21 protein-coding genes and 2 tRNA genes are annotated in these 19,024 nt (G+C 62.1%); all 23 read right to left on the bottom strand.

Features of this window, described 5'->3' with window-relative positions; all coding sequences use genetic code 11:
- Positions 1 to 117 precede the first annotated feature (117 nt).
- Positions 118 to 204 (bottom strand) — tRNA-Leu (locus ABHR76_RS03330).
- A gap of 43 nt (positions 205 to 247) precedes the next feature.
- The gene (locus tag ABHR76_RS03325) at positions 248 to 1,165 is read right to left on the bottom strand and encodes a TatD family hydrolase (protein ID WP_138113984.1); all 918 of its coding nucleotides are present in this window, start codon (positions 1,163 to 1,165) and stop codon (positions 248 to 250) included.
- A complete protein-coding gene (gene rsmA / locus ABHR76_RS03320) occupies positions 1,155 to 2,015 on the bottom strand; it encodes a 16S rRNA (adenine(1518)-N(6)/adenine(1519)-N(6))-dimethyltransferase RsmA (protein WP_346976794.1) in 861 nt (286 codons plus the stop codon). Before rsmA ends, ABHR76_RS03325 begins: the two co-directional genes overlap by 11 nt.
- Before the next feature lie 110 nt (positions 2,016 to 2,125).
- Positions 2,126 to 3,727, bottom strand: a complete 1,602-nt coding sequence (gene metG, locus ABHR76_RS03315) for a methionine--tRNA ligase (protein WP_138113980.1) — start codon at positions 3,725 to 3,727, stop codon at positions 2,126 to 2,128.
- A 69-nt stretch (positions 3,728 to 3,796) separates the two neighbouring features.
- Positions 3,797 to 4,675, bottom strand: a complete 879-nt coding sequence (rsmI, locus tag ABHR76_RS03310) for a 16S rRNA (cytidine(1402)-2'-O)-methyltransferase (RefSeq protein ID WP_138374422.1) — start codon at positions 4,673 to 4,675, stop codon at positions 3,797 to 3,799.
- Between the two features lie 6 nt (positions 4,676 to 4,681).
- Positions 4,682 to 5,743 (bottom strand): glycoside hydrolase family 5 protein, encoded by a 1,062-nt coding sequence (locus tag ABHR76_RS03305; protein ID WP_138374421.1) that lies wholly within the window; start codon positions 5,741 to 5,743, stop codon positions 4,682 to 4,684.
- Between the two features lie 416 nt (positions 5,744 to 6,159).
- A tRNA-Phe gene (locus tag ABHR76_RS03300) sits at positions 6,160 to 6,232 on the bottom strand.
- A gap of 123 nt (positions 6,233 to 6,355) precedes the next feature.
- On the bottom strand, positions 6,356 to 6,640 hold the full coding sequence (locus ABHR76_RS03295; protein WP_035137167.1) for an ATP-binding protein: 285 nt from the start codon (positions 6,638 to 6,640) through the stop codon (positions 6,356 to 6,358).
- Positions 6,640 to 6,906, bottom strand: coding sequence for a hypothetical protein (locus ABHR76_RS03290; RefSeq protein WP_195362141.1), 267 nt, complete (start codon positions 6,904 to 6,906; stop codon positions 6,640 to 6,642). The genes ABHR76_RS03295 and ABHR76_RS03290 overlap by 1 nt, the downstream gene beginning before the upstream one ends.
- A gap of 58 nt (positions 6,907 to 6,964) precedes the next feature.
- Positions 6,965 to 7,345, bottom strand: coding sequence for a DUF192 domain-containing protein (locus tag ABHR76_RS03285; RefSeq protein WP_138374419.1), 381 nt, complete (start codon positions 7,343 to 7,345; stop codon positions 6,965 to 6,967).
- On the bottom strand, positions 7,321 to 7,797 hold the full coding sequence (locus tag ABHR76_RS03280; RefSeq protein WP_346976793.1) for a TadE/TadG family type IV pilus assembly protein: 477 nt from the start codon (positions 7,795 to 7,797) through the stop codon (positions 7,321 to 7,323). The genes ABHR76_RS03285 and ABHR76_RS03280 overlap by 25 nt, the downstream gene beginning before the upstream one ends.
- Positions 7,797 to 9,857: a hypothetical protein gene (locus ABHR76_RS03275; protein ID WP_346976792.1), complete on the bottom strand. Its 2,061-nt coding sequence runs from the start codon at positions 9,855 to 9,857 to the stop codon at positions 7,797 to 7,799. The genes ABHR76_RS03280 and ABHR76_RS03275 overlap by 1 nt, the downstream gene beginning before the upstream one ends.
- Before the next feature lie 64 nt (positions 9,858 to 9,921).
- Complete coding sequence (locus ABHR76_RS03270) at positions 9,922 to 10,458, bottom strand: TadE/TadG family type IV pilus assembly protein (RefSeq protein WP_346976791.1); 537 nt, start codon at positions 10,456 to 10,458, stop codon at positions 9,922 to 9,924.
- Positions 10,394 to 10,612: a hypothetical protein gene (locus tag ABHR76_RS03265; RefSeq protein WP_022094024.1), complete on the bottom strand. Its 219-nt coding sequence runs from the start codon at positions 10,610 to 10,612 to the stop codon at positions 10,394 to 10,396. The genes ABHR76_RS03270 and ABHR76_RS03265 overlap by 65 nt, the downstream gene beginning before the upstream one ends.
- 1 nt (position 10,613) lies before the next feature.
- Positions 10,614 to 11,177, bottom strand: a complete 564-nt coding sequence (locus ABHR76_RS03260; protein WP_158554624.1) for a hypothetical protein — start codon at positions 11,175 to 11,177, stop codon at positions 10,614 to 10,616.
- The gene (locus tag ABHR76_RS03255; RefSeq protein WP_118288839.1) at positions 11,141 to 11,374 is read right to left on the bottom strand and encodes a Flp family type IVb pilin; all 234 of its coding nucleotides are present in this window, start codon (positions 11,372 to 11,374) and stop codon (positions 11,141 to 11,143) included. The genes ABHR76_RS03260 and ABHR76_RS03255 overlap by 37 nt, the downstream gene beginning before the upstream one ends.
- A 10-nt stretch (positions 11,375 to 11,384) precedes the next feature.
- Complete coding sequence (locus tag ABHR76_RS03250) at positions 11,385 to 12,026, bottom strand: type II secretion system F family protein (RefSeq protein WP_346976790.1); 642 nt, start codon at positions 12,024 to 12,026, stop codon at positions 11,385 to 11,387.
- Positions 12,023 to 12,916, bottom strand: coding sequence for a type II secretion system F family protein (locus ABHR76_RS03245; RefSeq protein WP_346976789.1), 894 nt, complete (start codon positions 12,914 to 12,916; stop codon positions 12,023 to 12,025). The genes ABHR76_RS03250 and ABHR76_RS03245 overlap by 4 nt, the downstream gene beginning before the upstream one ends.
- A gap of 5 nt (positions 12,917 to 12,921) precedes the next feature.
- A complete protein-coding gene (locus ABHR76_RS03240; RefSeq protein ID WP_346976788.1) occupies positions 12,922 to 14,250 on the bottom strand; it encodes a TadA family conjugal transfer-associated ATPase in 1,329 nt (442 codons plus the stop codon).
- The gene (locus tag ABHR76_RS03235) at positions 14,247 to 15,896 is read right to left on the bottom strand and encodes a nucleotide-binding protein (protein WP_346976787.1); all 1,650 of its coding nucleotides are present in this window, start codon (positions 15,894 to 15,896) and stop codon (positions 14,247 to 14,249) included. The genes ABHR76_RS03240 and ABHR76_RS03235 overlap by 4 nt, the downstream gene beginning before the upstream one ends.
- Positions 15,893 to 16,555 (bottom strand): Flp pilus assembly protein CpaB, encoded by a 663-nt coding sequence (cpaB, locus tag ABHR76_RS03230; protein ID WP_346976786.1) that lies wholly within the window; start codon positions 16,553 to 16,555, stop codon positions 15,893 to 15,895. The genes ABHR76_RS03235 and cpaB overlap by 4 nt, the downstream gene beginning before the upstream one ends.
- Positions 16,556 to 16,807: 252 nt before the next feature.
- On the bottom strand, positions 16,808 to 17,761 hold the full coding sequence (rsgA, locus tag ABHR76_RS03225; RefSeq protein WP_430392683.1) for a ribosome small subunit-dependent GTPase A: 954 nt from the start codon (positions 17,759 to 17,761) through the stop codon (positions 16,808 to 16,810).
- Positions 17,762 to 18,230: 469 nt separating this feature from the next.
- A partial coding sequence (locus ABHR76_RS03220) for a cation transporting ATPase C-terminal domain-containing protein (RefSeq protein ID WP_346976785.1) occupies positions 18,231 to 19,024 on the bottom strand: 794 nt, incomplete at its 5' end.

Here is a 19,024-nt window from a genome sequence, read left to right as displayed (position 1 = left end):
TCGCCAGCTCGCTAAAAACGCTCCGCGTTTTCTTTACGCTCGCTCCTTCGCAGGTTCAAGTCCCTGCGATGGGCTCATAACAAAAAAGCTCCCATCGCTGGGAGCTCTTTCATTTAATGGTGCGGGCGAAAGGACTTGAACCTTCATGGGGTTGCCCCCATACGGACCTGAACCGTACGCGTCTGCCAATTCCGCCACGCCCGCGTGCAGGAATTAGAATAACGGAGCGCCACCGCGAACGCAAGAACTATTTTTGAAAAAGTTTGCAGGCATTTTCCCAAGCGGCTTGCGCGATTGTTTCGGCGTCCTCACCTGTGCGATCGACACGATCGTTAACCAGCGCGTTTGCCGTAATGGAGATCATTGCGGGCTCGCATTCAAGACCGCGGATGGGCTCCGGAGCCATATACGGGCAATCCGTCTCGAACAAAATTCGATCGAGTGGGGTTGCCGCAAATGCCTCGCGCACGTCGTCGTTGCGCTTAAAGGTGGCCGCGCCACCATAGGCGATATAGCAGCCCAGCTCCACAAAGCGCTCCATCGTGGCGCGGTCCTCGCCAAAGCAGTGCAGTACGCAACCGGCCTGGGGCACGTCGACCTCGCGCAACACGTTGTAGGCGTCCACATGCGAGGTGCGCTCCTCGTCCGTATCCTCATGACGCAGATGCAGCTCTACCGGCACATTGCGGCGTACGGCGACCTCGAGTTGGCGCGCCATACAGTCGATCTGCACGTCGTGGGGCGCCGGCGCGATATCGTCGTCGTAATCCATGTGGTAGTCCAGACCGATCTCGCCGATACCGGCGCACAAAGGGTCATCGAGTGCGGCAACGACCTGTGCGTGAACGTCGTCGGTATAGTCCGGCGCGCCATACGGATGCACGCCGGCAAGATACTTGATCTGCGGGATATCCTGCATCGGCAGAATTTCGCGCACGAGCCAGTCGCTATAGTCCGTCACGCTGCGTTTGTCAGCGATGGGGTCGAACATCGTCACCAACAGGTCGACGCCCGCGGCTTTGGCGCGCACGAGCGTCTCGGGCACTTCTTTGCCCCAAAACGAAAGCAGATGCGCATGCGTGTCGGCAAGCGGTGCCAAGGGCACGGGGCAGGCGACCGTCTTCTTTTTCTTGGTAAACGTCACGCGTGCGGCATTAGGCATCATGGATTAGCTCCCGGGCCAGACGGACAAAGTCGGCAACATCAAGCGTCTCGGCGCGCGTGGTGGGTGCGATACCGCAAGCCTCAAAGGCGGCATCGAGCACGTCCTTGGCAAAGCCGTTGGCGCTCATGGAATTGCGGATGGTCTTGCGACGCTGAGCAAATGCAGCATCAATCACGCGGGCCACAAATTCGCGATCGAGTCCTTCGGGCACCACGCCGTCAACACGGTCGATACGCACGACGGCCGAGTCCACGTGCGGCGCCGGCATAAAGCAACGCGGCGGCACCTCAAAGCGACCCGTCACCTGCGCATACAGGCCGAGCTTTGCCGTATAGCCGCCATAGGTCTTGTTGCCCGGCACTGCGGCAATGCGATCGGCAACCTCCTTTTGCACCATGACGACGGCGCGCTTGAGCGCGGGCATCGTCTGGAAGAACTGCAGGATGATTGTCGCCGCCACGTTATAGGGCAAGTTCGCGACAAATACCGTCGGCTCACCGCCGGCGGCCTGCTCAATCTGCTCCGGGCCCACCTTAAGCGCGTCGCCCATGATAAAGTGGAAGTTGGCGTAGTCGGCGGCGTGAGCATCGAGCACCGGCTCGAGCTCGGGGTCGGCCTCGATCGACGTGACACACGCCGCCTCCTGCAGCAGCGCAAGCGTGAGCGTACCAACGCCCGGGCCAACCTCGAGCACGCGCTCATCGCCCGTGAGCTCGGAAAGCTCGCAGATACGCTCGATCACATGATTGTCGATTAGAAAGTTCTGGCCCAGGCGATGCTTGGTCGCAAGGCCAAACTCCTCCAGCAGCTCCCTGGTGGCCGTGGGGTTTGCCAAAGGCGAAGTTGTCATGGTTGCCTCCTTAGCATGATGGCGGCGTCTTGAAACAAAAGGGCATGGACCGTGGCGGCCATGCCCTTACAGCTAAACAGCAAATTGCCGATATGGCGCTCGCGCGGTCTCTACGCCAGACGCGGGAACAGCGGATCGCCCTTCTCGACGGGCTGACCGCCGGCAAGCAGGCCCCAAGTACAAATGCCCTTGAGGTCGTCGCTCGCGGCCTCGCCCTCACAGGACAGGCGGCGCAGGGCCTCGACAGAAGTCTGGGGCATGAGCGGCATCAGCAGGTGAGCGGCAATGCGGATGGCCTCGAGCAGGTTGTAGATCACAAATGCCAGCTCGTCAGCCTTGGCCTCGTCCTTGGCAAGCGCCCAGGGCTCGGAGTCCTCGATGTAGTGGTTGGCGGCATGGATGAGCTCCATGACCTCATCCTTGGCTCCGCCGTAATCGAGCACGTCCATCTTGGCCATGTAGCGCTCGACCAGGCCATCGGCGATCTTTGCCAGCGGGTTGTCGAACGCATCGAACGACGCGGGCTTGGCGGGCGCGCAACCGTCAAAGTACTTGCCGCTCATGTTGAGCGAACGCGAGATAAGGTTGCCCCAGCTGTTGGCCAGGTCGGCGTTGTAGACCTGCTCCATGCGATCGAAGCTGATGGCACCGTCGGTGCCGGGGACGACGTCGGTCATGAAGTAGTAGCGATAGCCCTCGACGCCCAGCATGTCGATAACGTCCTGCGGAGCGATGGCGTTGCCGCGGCTCTTGGACATCTTCTCGGCCTTGCCGGTCTCGGCATTGCGCACGGTCAGGAAGCCGTGGGCAAAGACGTGCTCGGGCAGGGCCTCGCCGATGGCCATGAGCATGGCGGGCCAAATGACGCAGTGGAAGCGGATGATGTCCTTACCCACGATGTGGAACTGCGCGGGCCAGCGATAGGCCAGCTCGGCACGCGCCTCGTCGGTGTCGACACCGTAGCCGACGGCCGTCATATAGTTGAGCAGCGCATCGAACCACACGTAGGTCACGTGACCCTCGTCAAACGGGACCTGAATGCCCCAGTCAAAGCTCGTACGGCTCACGGAAAGGTCATTAAGGCCGCCCTCGACAAAGCTACGTACCTCGTTCATGCGGAACGCAGGCTCGACAAAGTCGGGGTGCTCGTCGTAAAGCTTGAGCAGCTTATCCTGGAAAGCGGAAAGCTTAAAGAAGTAGGACTCCTCCTGCACGCGCTCAAGCGGACGGTGGCAGTCGGGGCACAGGTGCTGGCCGACGCTGCCGTACTCCTCGTCGCCCTTCTGGACCTGCGTATCGGTAAAGTAGGTCTCGTCAGGCACGCAATACCAGCCGTCGTAGCTGCCCTTATACAGGTAGCCGGACTCCTTCATGCGCTCCCACAGGTACTGCACGGCATGGTGCTGGCGCGGCTCGGTGGTGCGGATGAAGTCATCATTGGAAATCTCGAGCTTGCTCCAAAGCTCCTTGAAGTGCGGAGCCTGGCTATCGGTCCACTCCTGCGGCGTCATGTTGTGCTTGGCTGCGGCCTCGGCGACCTTCTCGCCGTGCTCGTCCATGCCGGTCAGGAACTTGACGTTATAGCCGGCGGAGCGACGATAGCGAGCCTGAACGTCGGCGATGATGGTGGAATAAGCCGTGCCCAGGTGCGGATCGGCGTTGACGTAGTAGATGGGCGTCGTGATAAAGAACGAAGGCTTGCTTTGATCCATGGGGTTTGTCCTCCAGAAAAACGTTGCATACAGGGGATGATTCTAGCGCAAGGGCTGGATATCCTCCATCTATTGCATATCGAGCACCATGGCATAGACATCGCGCTTGCGGCGCGAATACTTCTGAGACAGGCGCTTGGCCACCGCAGAGGCGGGCTCCCCCTCCTCGAGCGCGGCGCGGATATCCTCGCGCAGGGCCTCGTCGGGATCCGCTGCCGCGGCGCCAACCGGCACGATACCGGCCTCCTCATCCTCGCTCGGCGGCGCGATGACCAGCGCAATCTCGCCCTTTACCTCGCCGCGAGCACGCAGCTCCTCGGCAAGCTGAGCAGCGGGCCCGCGCAAGACCTCCTCGTGCAGCTTGGTGAGTTCGCGGCAGACGGCAACCTCACGCTGGGGAAAGACCTCCGCCACGGCCTCGAGCGTCGCCACGATGCGATGTGGAGACTCGTAGAAGATGAGCGCGCCGGGCACCACGGCAAGGCGCTGCAGTCGGCGCACGCGGTCGCCGTGCTTGCGACCCAAAAAGCCTTCGAAGAAGAAATGCTCGCAGGGAATGCCGGACGAAACAAGCGCCGTGACGCAAGCAGAGGGCCCGGGAATAACTTCGACGGGCACATCGGCCTCACGCGCCGCCTCAACTAGCGCCTGGCCGGGATCGGACACGCTCGGCATGCCGGCGTCCGAGGCAAAGGCGAGGGTCTCCCCCGCCAGCAGACGGTCGACTAGGCCGGCGGCGCGGCTGGCGATCACATTCTCGTCGCAACGGACAAGCGGCTTGGAAATGCCCAGGTGCATCAGCAGCTTTGACGTCACACGCGTGTCTTCGCAGCAGATGGCATCGGCGGCGGCAAACGCCTCGCCAACGCGCGGGGACAGGTCGCCCAGGTTGCCGATGGGCGTGCCGACCACATAGAGTTTGCCCGTATGGGCGCTGTTTTGCGTCATATCAACCTATTCAATCATGCCGCGCTCGAGCGTACCGAGCGCCGCGCGGGCGTCCCATGCTGCAATGCGCTTCTCGGTCTTCCACGTTTGGAAGAACCAACCGGCAGCCGGCGCAAACGAAGCCAGCTGATTGGCGATAAACACGCGCTCGTAGGCATTGCGGCCCTCGGGCGTAACCGACGAGTTGGCAAAGATCGCCGCGCCCGACCATTCGCCCACCAGCACGGGGAACCCAGTCGAAATCGCTTCTTTGAGCTCGCGCTTGTTGCGCGAAATCGCCGTCGTCAGCCCGCGGGGGCTCGTGATATCGAGCGCATGCTCGTCACGGTAATGGTACAGGTGAAGGTCCATGTAGACGTTCTTATACTTGGCGTCGCGCATAAAATGCTTCCACTCGCTGGGATGCCCCGACGACGAGAAGACGACGATCTTATCCTCGGGCATATATGAACGGACGAGCTCATAGGCATCGCGATAGAAGTTGCGCAGGTAGTGCGCCGGAATGCCATCCGTCATGGTGAAGAGGCTCTTGCGGACACTCATCTGCGGCGTATCCAGCAGCTCAATGCCCAGCAGGCTCTCGGCCTCGCCGTAGCGATCGGCCAGGCGCTCGAGCACGTCGAGCGCAACATGACGGCCGTTGGTGGACGAATGCCACTCGGCAACAGCCTCTGGCGTGGCGGGCGAATCATTGGAATCGCCCTGGCCACCGGGCACAGTTGCTAGATCAAGCAGCACGCGGATGTCGTACTTGGCAGCCCACTCAATCGCACGGTCAATGTAGTCGACAACCGAGATGTAGGACGCATCGGACTCCTGCGAGCCAAAGGCATACCAGGGCACCGGCAGACGCACGGCATTGAGACCGATCTGCGCCATGCGACGGAAATCGTCCTCGCTCACAAACGTCTCGTAATGACGGCGCATGCGCTCGTTATAGGCGGCGGTGCCCATGGCCTCCTGCAGCTCGGCCGCGTTGGATGCACCGGTCGCCGCGTATAGCGACGGGGTCACCCAAGGCTCGGGAATAAACCAGCCAGAGAGATTAACGCCGAGTATCCTCTCCATCACTGCCCCCTTCGGATCGTGCAGGCCGAGCCTGCATCGTATTGCATAGGAAAAGTATCGTTTTGAGTATACCCGCGCGTGCGGACAGACGACCGAACGGTCTGTAAAGTGGCGCAAAAGCGGGAGGAATATCTGGGCGGGCCCGAGATGGCGCGCCGAGATGTACATATGCGCCGGAAGTAGGCGGCCGAAAAGCGCATCCCGTTCTGAGCGCGGGATCTGGGACGCAGTTTCCGCCAAAGACCGCAAAAGGAAAGCACATCCCATTCTGACGCCGGATTCCGGGTCGCGCTTTCCCAAGCGGCCTCAAAGCGGAAAACGCATCCCACTCTGAAGCCAAATTCCGGGACGCAATTTCCGCAGAGCCCTCAATAAAAGAAAAGGACCCCTTTGCAGAGGTCCTAGTCAATTCAAGGTGGCGGGGAAGGGAATCGAACCCCTGACACGAGGATTTTCAGTCCTCTGCTCTACCAACTGAGCTACCCAGCCATTTGAGGTGTGCCTTGTTTCAAGGCTTGATTAGTATAACCAAGGACGCGTTCCGGTCAACCGAGAATTTTAAAAAAGTTTTTGGGCACAGCCTCGGTTCTATAAATCGGCACGTCAGAGGCATCAGCCGGCAGCAAGAAGTTTTTCACTCAGAGCCGCACGGGCAAACTCACTTGGCGTCATCCCCTCGGCAGCCGCCCGTCGACGAATGGCCTCCTTCATTCCCAGAGGAATCTTGACCGACAGCGTTGCCGTCCCCTCACCTGAGAGCGGGGGCCGTCCATGCACGATCCCACCAACGGTGTGTTCGCCATCCGGAAACTCTCCGCGCTCGTACGACTCGCACCACGCGTCAATCATTTCATCCGTTACAACCTGACCATTAGCGGCCGTATACGTCTTGCCCATCATCGACCCCTTTGCCGAGCCTGTTCAATCTCCTGCCAAAATTTCTTCTGGACTGGAGACAAGGCATGAATGATAAGCCACCCACGGACAAGCTCGACCGCGACAAGCTCCACGCTTCGTCCGTCTGAGAGCCATCCAATTGCAAGCCATCTCGGCGGCTCGTCCTTCGGCTCGCGACGAATGCACTCAGTAACCGCAAGCCAAGCGCTAAGCACCTGCTTTTCCGTCAGGTGCTTTTTAGCGTTGGGATGGATCTCAACATCCATGCATCTTCTCCTCCATCTTACCCAATTTCGTATGACGAAAGTCCACTGTCGCCAATTCTTAAGCCGGCACGCGTTGGAGAGCAGGAGTCGAAACAATGATTGAAGGACGCTCTAGTACGGCCCAGGCGCCGAGGCAGGAGCACATGCGCCAAGGACGAACGTTTTCGTAGCGCGCGAGGATATTGCCGTCGCGATCGATGAAGGCGATGTCGATGGGATAGGCCATAAAACACGTATGGACCGAAGAGCAGCGTGGAAACGCCATGACGAGCGACAGGCCGTTGGCGGCAACCGGACGCCGTCCCAGCATGCCGCGCAGGCGCACGACAAACGACTCCGCCACCACAAACTCGGCCGGCGTCCAACCCAGCCTATTGAGTGCCCGCGCGTAGGCGATGTAGGACGAGACCGCGGTCACATGACCACCCCCGGATGCCATGGATCGACCGTCACCGCGCGCTCGTGCGACAACGTTGTCGGCGCCCCCAGCGGAACGCCAGCGATGCTGAGAGAAGTCGGCCACGGCTCATAGTGCATGGTGCAGGTGTAGGTCCTAAACGTACCGGATAGGGAGAGCAGGCCACCATCTGATGCCTTCGCGCCTTGCTCGCTCGACACTTCGATCTGCAAGTCATAGCCTTCCATGGCATGTTGGATCTGAGCCTGAACGGTCGCGGAGGCATCGATGGAGCTGTCATCGCCCTCCCCGCTCGGCGCCACGGCATGCGCTAGCACGATATCGGGCACCACGCGATCGAAGCGCGCGACCGCGCCGGCAAAGACCATGACGTTGTACACGATGAGCGCCAGAACCAGCAGGACGGGCGTGACCACGGCCATCTCGACCGTCGCCTGGGCGCGCTCCTCGCGCAGGCGCTTGCGGATGCTCATTACGACCCACCGCCCAGGGCACCCGCCAGCGTGGCGACATCGACGGTGAGCGGGATGGAGCCGCCGCCGGGCAGCGGAATCTCCGCAAGCGTGAACACCGTGCCGCTGATGGTGCGCTCGACTTGATATTCCAGCGCCTCGCAAAGCGCCTTGGGGTCGGTCACGCCCAGCGGAATACTTCGTAGCTTGTCCTGCACTTTAGAAAGACCTGTGATGTCAGACCCAGGGCTCTTGATGACATTGGCGGTGTCGGTCAGCACCGGCTTTCGCAGGCGCAAGTCGCACGGCTCCAAGCCCAGCGCCGCCACGGACGCCGAAACGGTATCGCCGAGCCACGATGCAATGGAGCCCAGCGCGCCACTGCCCCCTCCTAGGTCTTTAATCATCTCGTCCATAAGTTCGTCGGCCGAACCTTGGATATCACCGTATCCCACGAGCAGCCGTCCCCAAACATCCATGACGCCGTCGAGCACGCCGGCAACGCCGCCCGAGCGTTCCTTCAATGTCGAGAAAAATCGCGAAAGCACGTTGTTTTGCGCCGTCGCCTCATCGGGCGCCAGCACCGCGGCAGAGATAGCACCGCGATCGCCAAGCCTGACTGCCGTGTTAAACGAGGAGTTAAGTTGATCGGGGCTGGTAATGTCACCCGAAACTGCAAATGCGACCACGCCGTTGCGTCCAGGTGGGGCGATACGCGGGCGCTCGCCGGAAAGCGCTTTAATGGCCTGGTCAAACGCATTGCCCGCACGGTCGGCCTCATCCTCGGTCTGACGCTCAAGTTCGAGTTCTATGTTGCGGCATTTAACGTAGTCTTCCAGGGCGTCTTTGAACTTGTCAAAGTGGTATTCGAAGCCGTTTTCGATAGAAGTCGAAGGCGCTGCAACGGCACCGAGCGACGAAACGCCAAAATGGCATCTGTTGCATCTGTCCTGCCCGTCATAATCAGCAACCGAGGCTAGCCCGCCTGGCGACCCCTTCTTATAGTTGGGGCAACTCGTTCCGTAATGCAGATACGTCTTGCCATCGATGGCGCTGGTTGGCCACGCCGCATCGGTATAGAGTTCCGTCGCTCGCACCTCGTCAGCGTTGCGCGGCAACAGCGGGATATGGAAAGTGACTGCATCTCCGTCCTCGGTTACATATGCACGATTGACCTCTGTACTCGCATAGGTGTAAAACGCCTTGCGCGCCGCCGACTCCGCCTTCGTCTCGACGCTTGAGCCCTGAGGTGCCTCGTTTGCAAGGCGCAAGCGGTAATAGGCCTTCGCGCGATCGAGCGCCACTTGCGGCTCCCATGTGACACTCGAGGCATAGTGCGGATTCTCAATATCCGAAAGCTTCGCCAAGTTCTTCGCGCGTTCCCACATGCACGAACAGCTTCCGACTGCGCCTCTGTCCGATCCACCGCAATCGGCAAGCCAGGCGCGTTCCTTGGCCTTTGACGTTTTCTCGGACGCTTTCTTCAGTTCCTTGGCAGCATAGTCAAGGTCTTTTGAGGTGCTCTCGATGGCATCGGTCGAGATCTCTGACCCTTTGAGCGCGGCGAAGTCCGATTCGGATGTCCTGGGCACGGCAAGCGCCGTACCGGTATAGGCCACACTATCGGTATCCTGCGCCGACACCGCCCGCGTGGCACGCGCGGCAATCAGATACGGCAGAGCCGTCTCGATTTTCTGCAAGCCTTCCGATGCGCTTTTGGCAAACTTGTTGCGCGTTTTAATGATCTCAATCCCGGTGTCGACCATATTGCCGGCAACTGGTTCGGCACCTGGGATGAGGATGGCGACCAGGCCCGTCCCGATTGTGGCAAACCCCGCCAGCCCCAGACTCAAGATGCTCGCATCAACCACCGTGGCAGCCGTGTGATAGGACGACACTACGTTGGCACCCGCCAGCGCGCCACTATCGGCCGCCACCTGGGTATCCCCGGCACGCGACATGCTCCATATCGCCGCGGTCGACGAAAACAACAACGTGAGCACCACTAGGATGACCACGGCAGAAGAAAGCGTGGTGTAGGCACCGTCTTCGATAAACAGGTCGATACCGGCGCGGCCCATAAAGCCGCCTCGCTTGCGATGGCAGCTCGGACGGCGCGTCAAAACGCATCTAGACCAGAAACGCTTAATCCCATGTAGCAATCCACGAATCATAATCTCCCTCCAGCCATTCGGGACGTGATTGATACGAGACATCGACCTTGAGCTCAACGTAGCCACCCTCGGCGGTACCACCCATAGCCTGCGCAAACGCACCGATCACAGGCAACGGCTTGACCTCGCCGGAAACGGACACGGACGAGACGCCACCCGCACCGGCCCGGCCAAGCTCGATATCCCACGACAACGGCCCGCCGGCATGAAAGATCGAAACGCTGGGCACCGCGGCAAGCCGGCGGCGGGTGAACTCCTTAAGATCGTCGTCCTCCGCCGTCGTCGTGGTCATGAGCCGCGCGGTCTCGGCGGCGGCAGACTCCATGACCGCGCGCGTATAAAGCAGGCACACCGGTTGCAGGGCGAGAAGGATGAGCGTCAAAAACGTCGGCAGCAAAAAAGCGGCCTCGACCGTAGACTGCGCCCGGTCCTCGCGCGCGATATCAATACAACGCGATGTCCTTAGCGCCCGCAGCGGCGTCGATAACCGACGTCGAGGCAACGCCATGGGATGCCGCCCGCTCAACCAGCGCCGCCAAGCGTCCATCGGTGCCAGCACGCCAAAGTCCCGCAATCGCCAGCACGATCGATAGCAGCGCCACCGTGACGATGGCGTATTCCACAGTCGCTTGGGCAACCTCTTCACGCAGAACGCCATGCATTTCACGATCCCTCCTTTGAGCTTATTGTTTGCGGGCTCAGGCGGATCACGCGCAGGCGGCACGAGGCATCACCGGCATCCGCGGCAACCGTCACCATATCGACCCAGCCGCGCCCATCGCGCACGATGGCGCCCCATACGTTGCCCTTAATATCAAGATAGCCGCTCAGGGCGAGCTGGGCCGTTGGCACCTCGCGGTAGGCGCGTAACATATCCGCCGCTGCCTCGGTCATCGGTCGGTCCTCAGACCATGCAAGCCGGACCGTAATCGCGTTGTCCCCAGGCGAATCCGTCGCAGTGCCAGACCGCTTGTCGAGCGTCCGCAGAAAGGTTTGCGCCGTGACAGCGACATCCGAATCGTCCGCATCTCGCATCTCATCTTTTTGAGACGCCACCGCCGAATCTGAGCCCGAATCGAAGGCGGCCCCAGGACGCTGCTGCCGCGCGGCGTTAAGCCCCCAAAGCACCGCCGCTATCGCCACGGTCAGGCAAGCAAACACCAGCAGCACCCCGATGGGGCGCTCGCCCTCTACAGGCTGTTGATGCCCTCGCTGATAGCGTTCCATAGATCTTGGACCTTGCCTTTAAATGCAACGATGGCAATAATCGCGATCACCACAAGCACGCCCACCAAAATGGCGTACTCGGTGGTACCCTGCGCGCTCTCCTCCCGCAACAGCTCCTTGGCATGCTGGCGAGCGCGGATCGCCCGGCAAAAAGCCCAGTTCCAAGCCTTGTCAGCAACTTCGACCATCGTGTTCATGTATTCCTCCCTACATCATCCCGCCTGCTCCCAGCAGCGGGCCCAATATGGACAGAAGCAACGCCGGCAAGATGAGCGTGCCGGTGGGAATCAGCAGCTTGACGGGCGCACGCTCGATCTCACGCTCGACCGCGGCGCGATGAGCCGCACGGATCTCGCGACTTTGAGCGGCCAGCGTCTCGGCAAGTGGGGCACCCAGGGCGAGCGCCTGCCCCACCGTGATGGCAAAGGTCTCGAGCGCTCGCACGTCCAGGTCGCGCGCGGCGGCCAACAACTCGTCCTCACGCGTGCCCACGCCCACCTGCCACGCCATGCAGGCCCGCTCAAGTCGAAGAGCCAGCACTGACCGGCGGTTGGCACAGAAAATCCCAAGCGCCGCATCAAACGAAAGACCGGCCGAAAGACCCAAGCGCACAACATCGATCATCTCGGACACTTCGCCGAGCGACACTCGCGCCGGGCTGCCCGCTCCAACCGCACCCTTCACTCGCGCGGTCAGAGCATCGACCACCGAGCGACCCGCGGCAGCGACCAGCACCGCCTCGCGCTTGCAGGCCCCTGCGATCTTGCGTGCATCCGCCCGATCCAAACCCGTCGCGACAAATACACTCAGGGCGCATAGGCAAGCCGCAACTGCAACCGGGGCGCTCATAGCTCCACCCGCATAATGCGCCGGATAACCACCAGGGCAACGGCGTTGAGGGCAAGACCCAGCACCACAGCGCCCGCGCCGGCAGGCATCGCAAGACCGCGACGAAAATCTGCCGAAAGCAGCGCCAACACCGCGCACATGCCCGCCGGCATCGCCGCGACCATATGCGCCGACATGCGAGCCTGCGACGTCTTAACATCCAGGCGGCGCTTGAGCTCAATGCGCTCCCCCACCATGCTCGACGCCTCGGACAGTAAGTCGGCAAGCGGAGCACCGGTGCGCTGAGACACCTTGAGCGCTAAGGTCACAAGCGAAAGGCCGGGGGCGTCGATGCGCACGAGCAAGTCATCGAGCGCGTCGGTCGCCGAGATGCCGCAATCGATCGCCGCCGCTACCCGCAAAAACTCGGTATGTACCGGCTCTTGCGCATGAGCGCCCACAAAGCGCATGCCCTGGGCCAGCGAATGTCCCGAGGCAAGCGACATGGAAAGTGCGGTAAACGCCTCGGGCATGGCCTCTTCTGCATCGTGTTGCTCGCGCCGGCTCTCAAAGCCATCCCGAGCGGCGCCAACGGCAATCGGAGCAACAAGTCCCAAGGCAAATCCGAGGGGCGATAACGACACCATCGTCAGTAAAACGCAGCAGACACCGCTCGATAGCAGCAGAAACGCCAAACGCCCCGAAGCATCTTCGATCACGAGGCCAAGGCGATGCGCCGGAGCCAGCGATGCCCACGAACGGGCGATCTTTTTCAGTAGATCGTTTTCCACCAGCTCACGCGGCAGCTTCTCTGCCACCGTCTCGAGCGCCTGACGCGCTAGCTCCGTCGGCGGCACCTGCGGCACACGAGGTTCCGCCCCGCACGCCGTCGCAACAGAAAACCCTGCCAAACCCCCTACGACGAGGGGCACAGCGACCTCCATTCGTCCACCTCCTCTTGTGTGAGCGTCCCCGACCGCAGGCCTTCTGCGATAAACGGCGGCTCGCGGTCAAGCGTCCAGGTGCGCTCGGCGGCATCGAAAGTCACATAGCGCTCGAGTTCTACGCCGCCCGACGCGGCGCGACGCACCCCCGAATACGAGGAGACGAAGCGCCTGCCATCGGCATGGCGCTCGGACATCACGATGCCGTCGAGCGCCATGGCAATCTGTTCCTCGATGAGCTCGCTCGGCAGATCGATGCCATAACGTGCAAGCAACGTCAGACGCACCACGGTCTCCTGTTCTGAACCCGCATGAAGTGTGGTGAGCGACCCGTCGTGGCCCGTGTTCATGGCCTGCAACATGTCGCAGCACTCGGCACCACGCACCTCGCCCACCACGATGCGGTCGGGGCGCATGCGCAGGGCATTAGTTACTAGGTCGCGAATCGTCACCGCACCCTCACCCTCAATTGAAGCCTCGCGCGCCTCTAGGCGCACCACGTGCGGATGATGCGCAAACTTGAGCTCGGCAGAGTCCTCGATCGTCACGATGCGCTCGCCGGTGGAAATCTCGCATGACAACGCGTTGAGCAGGGTGGTCTTACCAGATCCCGTGCCTCCCGCAACCGCCAGGTCCTGTCGCAGCGACACCGCGCACGACAGCAGCTGCGCATACCAAAGCGGCAGCGACCCCAGCCCCACAAGCTCGTCCAGCGAGCAGATGCGGTCCGAGAACTTTCGGATGGTGAGAATCGGTCCGTCAATCGCCACAGGCGGAATCACCGCGTTGACGCGATAGCCCGTTTTGAGGCGGGCGTTGACGATGGGGCTGCGCTCGTCGATACGGCGGCCAAGTGGCGAGATGATGCGGTCGATAAGCACACGGATCTGCTCATCATCCTCAAACGCATGCTCGATGGGGTACAAAACGCCGCCGCGTTCAAAGAAAGCCGAGCGGCAGCCGTTAATCATGATCTCGGTAACGGTGTCGTCCTCGATGAGCGGCTGCAACGGCCCCAAGCCCACCACGTCATCCAAAATCTCGTCGATGATGGTCTCGCGCTCGGGCGTCGCGAGATCGGTCGGCTCCTCAACATTGAGCGCCGCCTCCACCGCGGGACGCAATTCCGAGCGGGCAAGTACCGGGTCGACATAGGCGCTGATACGCGCCACTTCGTCGTAACCCATGCGGTCCATCACGGCGCGCTTAGTGCGTCGTTTCACCGCGCGGCGACGCCCCGCATCTACAGGCGCTGCCGCCGCTGCAGCGCCGGCAGCCTTAATCCTCGTTTGCAGGCTCATCGCTGATCACCCTCGCGCGACCAGGGAAGGCGAATACGCGGGCGTTCGGTACGCGTCGCACGGTCGGCGACCATATCGCTCCAAGGGCCGACGGCGCACCCCAGTTCCACGAGCATCTCGCGCGTGGCCTCGCGCACGCTGGTCGCGAAAGCGCTCGTCTGACCCACTGCCTCGTCAGCGCGCCCAAACGCCATGAGCGCGGCGAGATCCTGCCCGCCATCGGCGATACGAATCTTGGAGCTCAACGCACAGGCAATCTCAAAGCGCATGGCAACATCCTCGTCAGCGCCACGCGCGCCAAACCGGTTGAATACAGCGCTCATGCGCGTGCGCGGCACACCTACTCGACTTGCCAGTTCAATGACGCGCGACGCCGATGTCGCGGACGACACCGCCGCATCGCCAACGACCAGGCAGCGGTCGCTCGCCGCCGCCGCAGCCGCCACGGCATCACCCCAAAAGACCGAGGTGTCGACAAAGACCACGTCGGATTCGCGACGCAGAACATCAAGCAGTAGCTCCACCGGACGTGCCATGAGCTCGGCTTGCTCGGGCGCCGCGACGGGACCCCAGAGCGTAACGCCCGGTGCCACGCGCATCGATGCGGCCACGATATCCGGCTCGGCAAGCGCGCCCGCCGCCGACGGCTCGATAAGTGCCGCCATATCGCGCGGAGCATCGACGCCTAACAAGTCGTAAAGGTTTCCAAACATCAGGTCCAGGTCGAGCACGGCGGCACGCAAGCCCAACAGCGACGATGTATGTGCCATGGTGGCAACGATCGTCGACTTGCCGCAACCGCCCGAACCCGAAATGGCGCAGATGACCGGAGCTCGATGCTGCGGAGCGGCAGCGTCTGCCGGCGGCATCGGAGGCGGCGGGGCGGGCGCCGGCGGCAGCGTCCCCGTCTCCTCCGCCGCAACCACACGCTGCGTCCAAGCCGGCATGGCAGCTTGTTCGGTCTGCGAGGCAGGCTCGTTCTGCGCAATCTGCTCATGCTGCATCAGCGGCAACTCGCCGCACCCGGCAAAGCCCTCAACTTCGTCGAGTTCATCCGCCAGATTCACACCGTGCACGTATCCCATATCTACAGCCGGGGAGTCGCCAGCATGCTGCGCCGGCCCTCCAGCATCATCGTATACAAGGGGGTTCCGGGGGCGCCGACCATGCTCGGCTTCCGCTTTTCCAAAATCATCAACACGCGGGCCTCTTGTAGCGCGAGGCGCCCCGGGTTCCCTATCAACAAAAGCATCGGGCTCAATCGTCATGCGCCGATCGGAATCAACCGCCCCCTCGCCCGCACGCCCGTTGCCGCATATACTGTGCGCAGCGATGACCTCGGTCGCCCCCGCGCGAAACAGTCCCTCGATATCCGACGGATCGAGCGCTTCTATCAACACGACCACGCGACTCACGCGGCCTTCGGCCGTCAGACGCGCAACAGTCTTGCGCACATCTTCGATATCAAACAGAGACGCCGCGATGATGGCAGCCCCGCGGCGCGACGGAAACGCCCGCGCCATGGAAATCAGCCCGTCCAGGTCACCCACGCGAAGCACCTGTGCACCCGCATCACGGCCCTCGACTTCCCGCTGCAACAGCCCGTAATCGCCGCACGCGCAGCACGCAAGCCAGATCGCCTTCATCGCTCGTCGCCTCCGCTCTTTTTGCCGCGCGCCGTGGCGGGAATCGTCAAGCTGACCGTTCCCTTGCCCGAGGCTCCCAGCAGTTCCTTGACGTCTTCGGGGTCAGCCGCCAGCGTCACCCATTCGATCTTGCCCTCGCGCGTGGCACCGGAATCCTCACTGGTATCGATCACGTGCGCACCGCATAGCCGATCGGTTACGCCGTCTTTTTGCACATACACATCCACGTAGCTGCCCACGCCTGTAGCACCGCCGACCGAGTGCTCGGCATCGACCGCCACCGAAACGGCAACCTTGCCCTTAGGCACCTCGAGCTTGTGGCTCTCGGCCTTGGTGTAGACATTGCAGATCACGGCGTTTTTGGGAATACGCGAAGTCGTCACGTCGCCGCGCACCTGGCGCAACTCGGTCGCCGCGTCACGTGGCAGCAGACTCGTCAGCCATTCCTGGGTTATGACATTGGTCTCATCGAGGGTCTCGCCCACATCGATATCGCGCGCCGCGACGCATACCTCGACGCGATCGCCACCGTACTTGGCCAAGGTCTCAGCCTGGACCCGTTCGGCTTGCGAGCGGATCGACGAGCCGTAAACCATGCAGAGCAGAGCAGCGAGCACGCCCGCGACCAGACTGATGGCGATGCGCTTGCTCTTGTTCACGGCCGCTCCTCTCATGGCAGTGCCGGGCGAATGCCCGTACCACCATTGTCTGGGCGGTCAGAGTGCAAAGCGGCGCAATCGCGATCTTGGTTTTCGATGTCAAACCAATCGCTGACCAAAAGCTGACCAGCCCGTCAAGCTCGTGGCAAGGTTTTGGTCAGCACGTCAGCAAACTGCATGTTTCGAGGCTTTTCCGCAGCAAAAAAGCCGTCTCCCGAACAGTTGGGAGACGGCTGTCATAGGAAAAATCAATTACAGATGAACATCGGGATCGAGCATTTGAGCGCTCACGCGCATGGATGACGCCAGGTTTTGGAACGTTTCCAGCCGCAGGCTGTCGATCTGCCCGGCGTCCTCGGCCTCGCGAACGGCGCAGCCCGGCTCATGGGTATGCGTGCAATCGCCAAACCGGCACGCGCGCGATGCCTCGACAATCTCGGGGAAGGCGCGCGCCAGACCCCGCTCGTGACCCACGAGCGGTAGACTGCGCAGGCCCGGGGCATCGGCGATCACGCCGGCGTCGCCCGGCAGCGCCACCATCACGCGCGCAACGGTAGTGTGACGGCCCTGGTCGTCGCGTTCGCGCACACCGCCAGTCGCCAACGTATCGTGGCCCAGCAGTGCATTGAGCAGCGTCGACTTGCCGGCACCCGACTCGCCCAGAATCATGGCGCAGCTCCCGGCAGGCACGCAGGAACGAACCTCGTCCAGGCCGCGCCCCTCGGCAGAGGACGTCACGATCACGCGCACGTCCGAACCCACCAGGCGGCGCACGCGGTCCAGATCGCGCTCGAGCTCCTCGGCATCGCAGCGATCAGCTTTGGTGAGCACCACCACCGGTTCGGCATCGCAGTCGAGCGCCAACACCAGCGAGCGCGCCACGCGGTCGAGCAGCACCTCACCGGCACCGAGCGCCTGCACGATTAGCACGCAATCCACGTTGGAGCAGAGCACCTGACGCTCTCCGCGGGCACGGCCGCGCCAACGCTCAAAGCTCGTACGGCGCGGCAGCACGCACTCAATCACGCCCATATCGTGCCCGGGAGCGCGGCGCACCGCCACACGGTCGCCCACGGCAGGCAGCAGGACCTCGTCCTCGCCGCGCGACTTGGCAAACCCCACGGCATGCTCGGCGCGGAAGGTGTCGTCGGCAGTCGCCACCAGCGGAAACCCGCGATCCAAGCGCACCACGGCGCCAAGCTGCATCTGCTCGGGCTCCTCGGTATGTGCGCAAAAGTCGTCAAATGCCGCCTGCTGAGCTTCATCGACCGGCAGGTCATCGAACGCCGGAACATCCTGCAGCGCGTCAAGTCCCGGCACGTTTGCCAGCAGCTCCTCGGCAGACGCGGGGGCTTCGGTCGCGAGCTTCCGACGACGATCGCGCTTAGCCCGCGCCCCCGTCGTCTTTTTCTTCGCCTTAGCCTTCGCCTTGCCCACAAGCGCCTCCCAGCACCATAAATCACAACTGAGCAGGTATTTTAAATCAAAAAGAGCTGGCCGGGCAAAGCCCGACCAGCTCACAAACTTTTCCTCAGCTTACGGTCCCGAGAGGTCATCCGAAGGCCCGCCCGCCGGGAGGGGTTTCTTCTGAGCGATCCCGCAGCGCGAAGCGCGAGGACCAGCGAAGAAGAAACCCCGCAGGCGGTCGGGCCGGTGGGAAGGATGGCCTTTCGACCTACTCCTTCTCGACCGCGCGCATGATCGCCTTGTAGATCTCCATCAGCGGGATGATCAGGAAGGCCAGGCCCAGCGCGGCAAGAACGCCCTTGAGCTCAAGCGTCACGGGGCCAAAGAACATCTCGGCAAGCGTCGGCTGCACGGTCACGATCACCGTCAGCACCAGTGCCAGCGCGGCAGAAGCCCACAGCCACTTGTTCTGCTTCTTCATGGTGAACAGCGACGCACGACGGCTGCGCATATTGAAGCAGTGGAAAATCTCGACCATGTTGAGCGTGATGAACGCCATCATCACGCCTTCCTCGTCGGCATTGCCGGCGATCATATCGACGATGTGGATGTAGCCCATGTCAAAGTACACGCCCACAAAGAAGCTCGCCAGCACCAGCACGGTGATGATCAGACCCTGGACCACGCAGTCCAGGCCCATGTGACCGGCAAAGACACCGTCCTTGGCGTTGCGCGGCTTGCGCTTCATGATGTCGCCCTCGGCGTCCTCCATGCCCAGCGCGAGCGCGGGGAAGCAGTCGGTGACCAGGTTCACCCACAGCAGCTGCACCGGCTGGAAGATGGTAAAGCCGATGAGCGTGGCGATAAACACCGAGAACACCTCGGCAAGGTTGGCCGAAAGCAGGAACTGGATGACCTTGCGGATGTTGTCGTAGATGCGACGGCCCTCTTCGCAGGCACCGATGATGGTAGCGAAGTTGTCATCGGCAAGCACCATGTCGGCGACGTTCTTGGTGACGTCGGTACCGGTGATGCCCATGCCCACGCCGATGTCGGCACGCT

The sequence above is a fragment of the Collinsella aerofaciens genome (assembly GCF_039752985.1).
Lineage (GTDB): Bacteria > Actinomycetota > Coriobacteriia > Coriobacteriales > Coriobacteriaceae > Collinsella > Collinsella aerofaciens_BT.
This window is presented reverse-complemented; position numbering and strand designations above follow the sequence as displayed.

Bases quoted from the DNA above. Each gene is read 5' to 3' on its own strand.
- ABHR76_RS03295 (WP_035137167.1), bottom strand. From the start codon at position 6,640: ATGGGCAAGACGTATACGGCCGCTAATGGTCAGGTTGTAACGGATGAA.
- ABHR76_RS03290 (WP_195362141.1), bottom strand. From the start codon at position 6,906: ATGGATGTTGAGATCCATCCCAACGCTAAAAAGCACCTGACGGAAAAG.
- ABHR76_RS03305 (WP_138374421.1), bottom strand. From the start codon at position 5,743: ATGGAGAGGATACTCGGCGTTAATCTCTCTGGCTGGTTTATTCCCGAG.
- rsmA (WP_346976794.1), bottom strand. From the start codon at position 2,015: ATGACAACTTCGCCTTTGGCAAACCCCACGGCCACCAGGGAGCTGCTG.
- ABHR76_RS03325 (WP_138113984.1), bottom strand. From the start codon at position 1,165: ATGATGCCTAATGCCGCACGCGTGACGTTTACCAAGAAAAAGAAGACG.
- rsmI (WP_138374422.1), bottom strand. From the start codon at position 4,675: ATGACGCAAAACAGCGCCCATACGGGCAAACTCTATGTGGTCGGCACG.
- rsgA (WP_430392683.1), bottom strand. From the start codon at position 17,761: ATGCAGCTTGGCGCCGTGGTGCGCTTGGATCGCGGGTTTCCGCTGGTG.
- ABHR76_RS03250 (WP_346976790.1), bottom strand. From the start codon at position 12,026: ATGAGCGCCCCGGTTGCAGTTGCGGCTTGCCTATGCGCCCTGAGTGTA.
- metG (WP_138113980.1), bottom strand. From the start codon at position 3,727: ATGGATCAAAGCAAGCCTTCGTTCTTTATCACGACGCCCATCTACTAC.
- ABHR76_RS03260 (WP_158554624.1), bottom strand. From the start codon at position 11,177: ATGGAACGCTATCAGCGAGGGCATCAACAGCCTGTAGAGGGCGAGCGC.
- ABHR76_RS03275 (WP_346976792.1), bottom strand. From the start codon at position 9,857: ATGGGCCGCGCCGGTATCGACCTGTTTATCGAAGACGGTGCCTACACC.
- ABHR76_RS03265 (WP_022094024.1), bottom strand. From the start codon at position 10,612: ATGCATGGCGTTCTGCGTGAAGAGGTTGCCCAAGCGACTGTGGAATAC.
- ABHR76_RS03240 (WP_346976788.1), bottom strand. From the start codon at position 14,250: ATGAGCCTGCAAACGAGGATTAAGGCTGCCGGCGCTGCAGCGGCGGCA.
- ABHR76_RS03255 (WP_118288839.1), bottom strand. From the start codon at position 11,374: ATGAACACGATGGTCGAAGTTGCTGACAAGGCTTGGAACTGGGCTTTT.
- ABHR76_RS03270 (WP_346976791.1), bottom strand. From the start codon at position 10,458: ATGGCGTTGCCTCGACGTCGGTTATCGACGCCGCTGCGGGCGCTAAGG.
- ABHR76_RS03280 (WP_346976793.1), bottom strand. From the start codon at position 7,797: ATGAGCATCCGCAAGCGCCTGCGCGAGGAGCGCGCCCAGGCGACGGTC.
- ABHR76_RS03235 (WP_346976787.1), bottom strand. From the start codon at position 15,896: ATGAAGGCGATCTGGCTTGCGTGCTGCGCGTGCGGCGATTACGGGCTG.
- ABHR76_RS03285 (WP_138374419.1), bottom strand. From the start codon at position 7,345: ATGGCATCCGGGGGTGGTCATGTGACCGCGGTCTCGTCCTACATCGCC.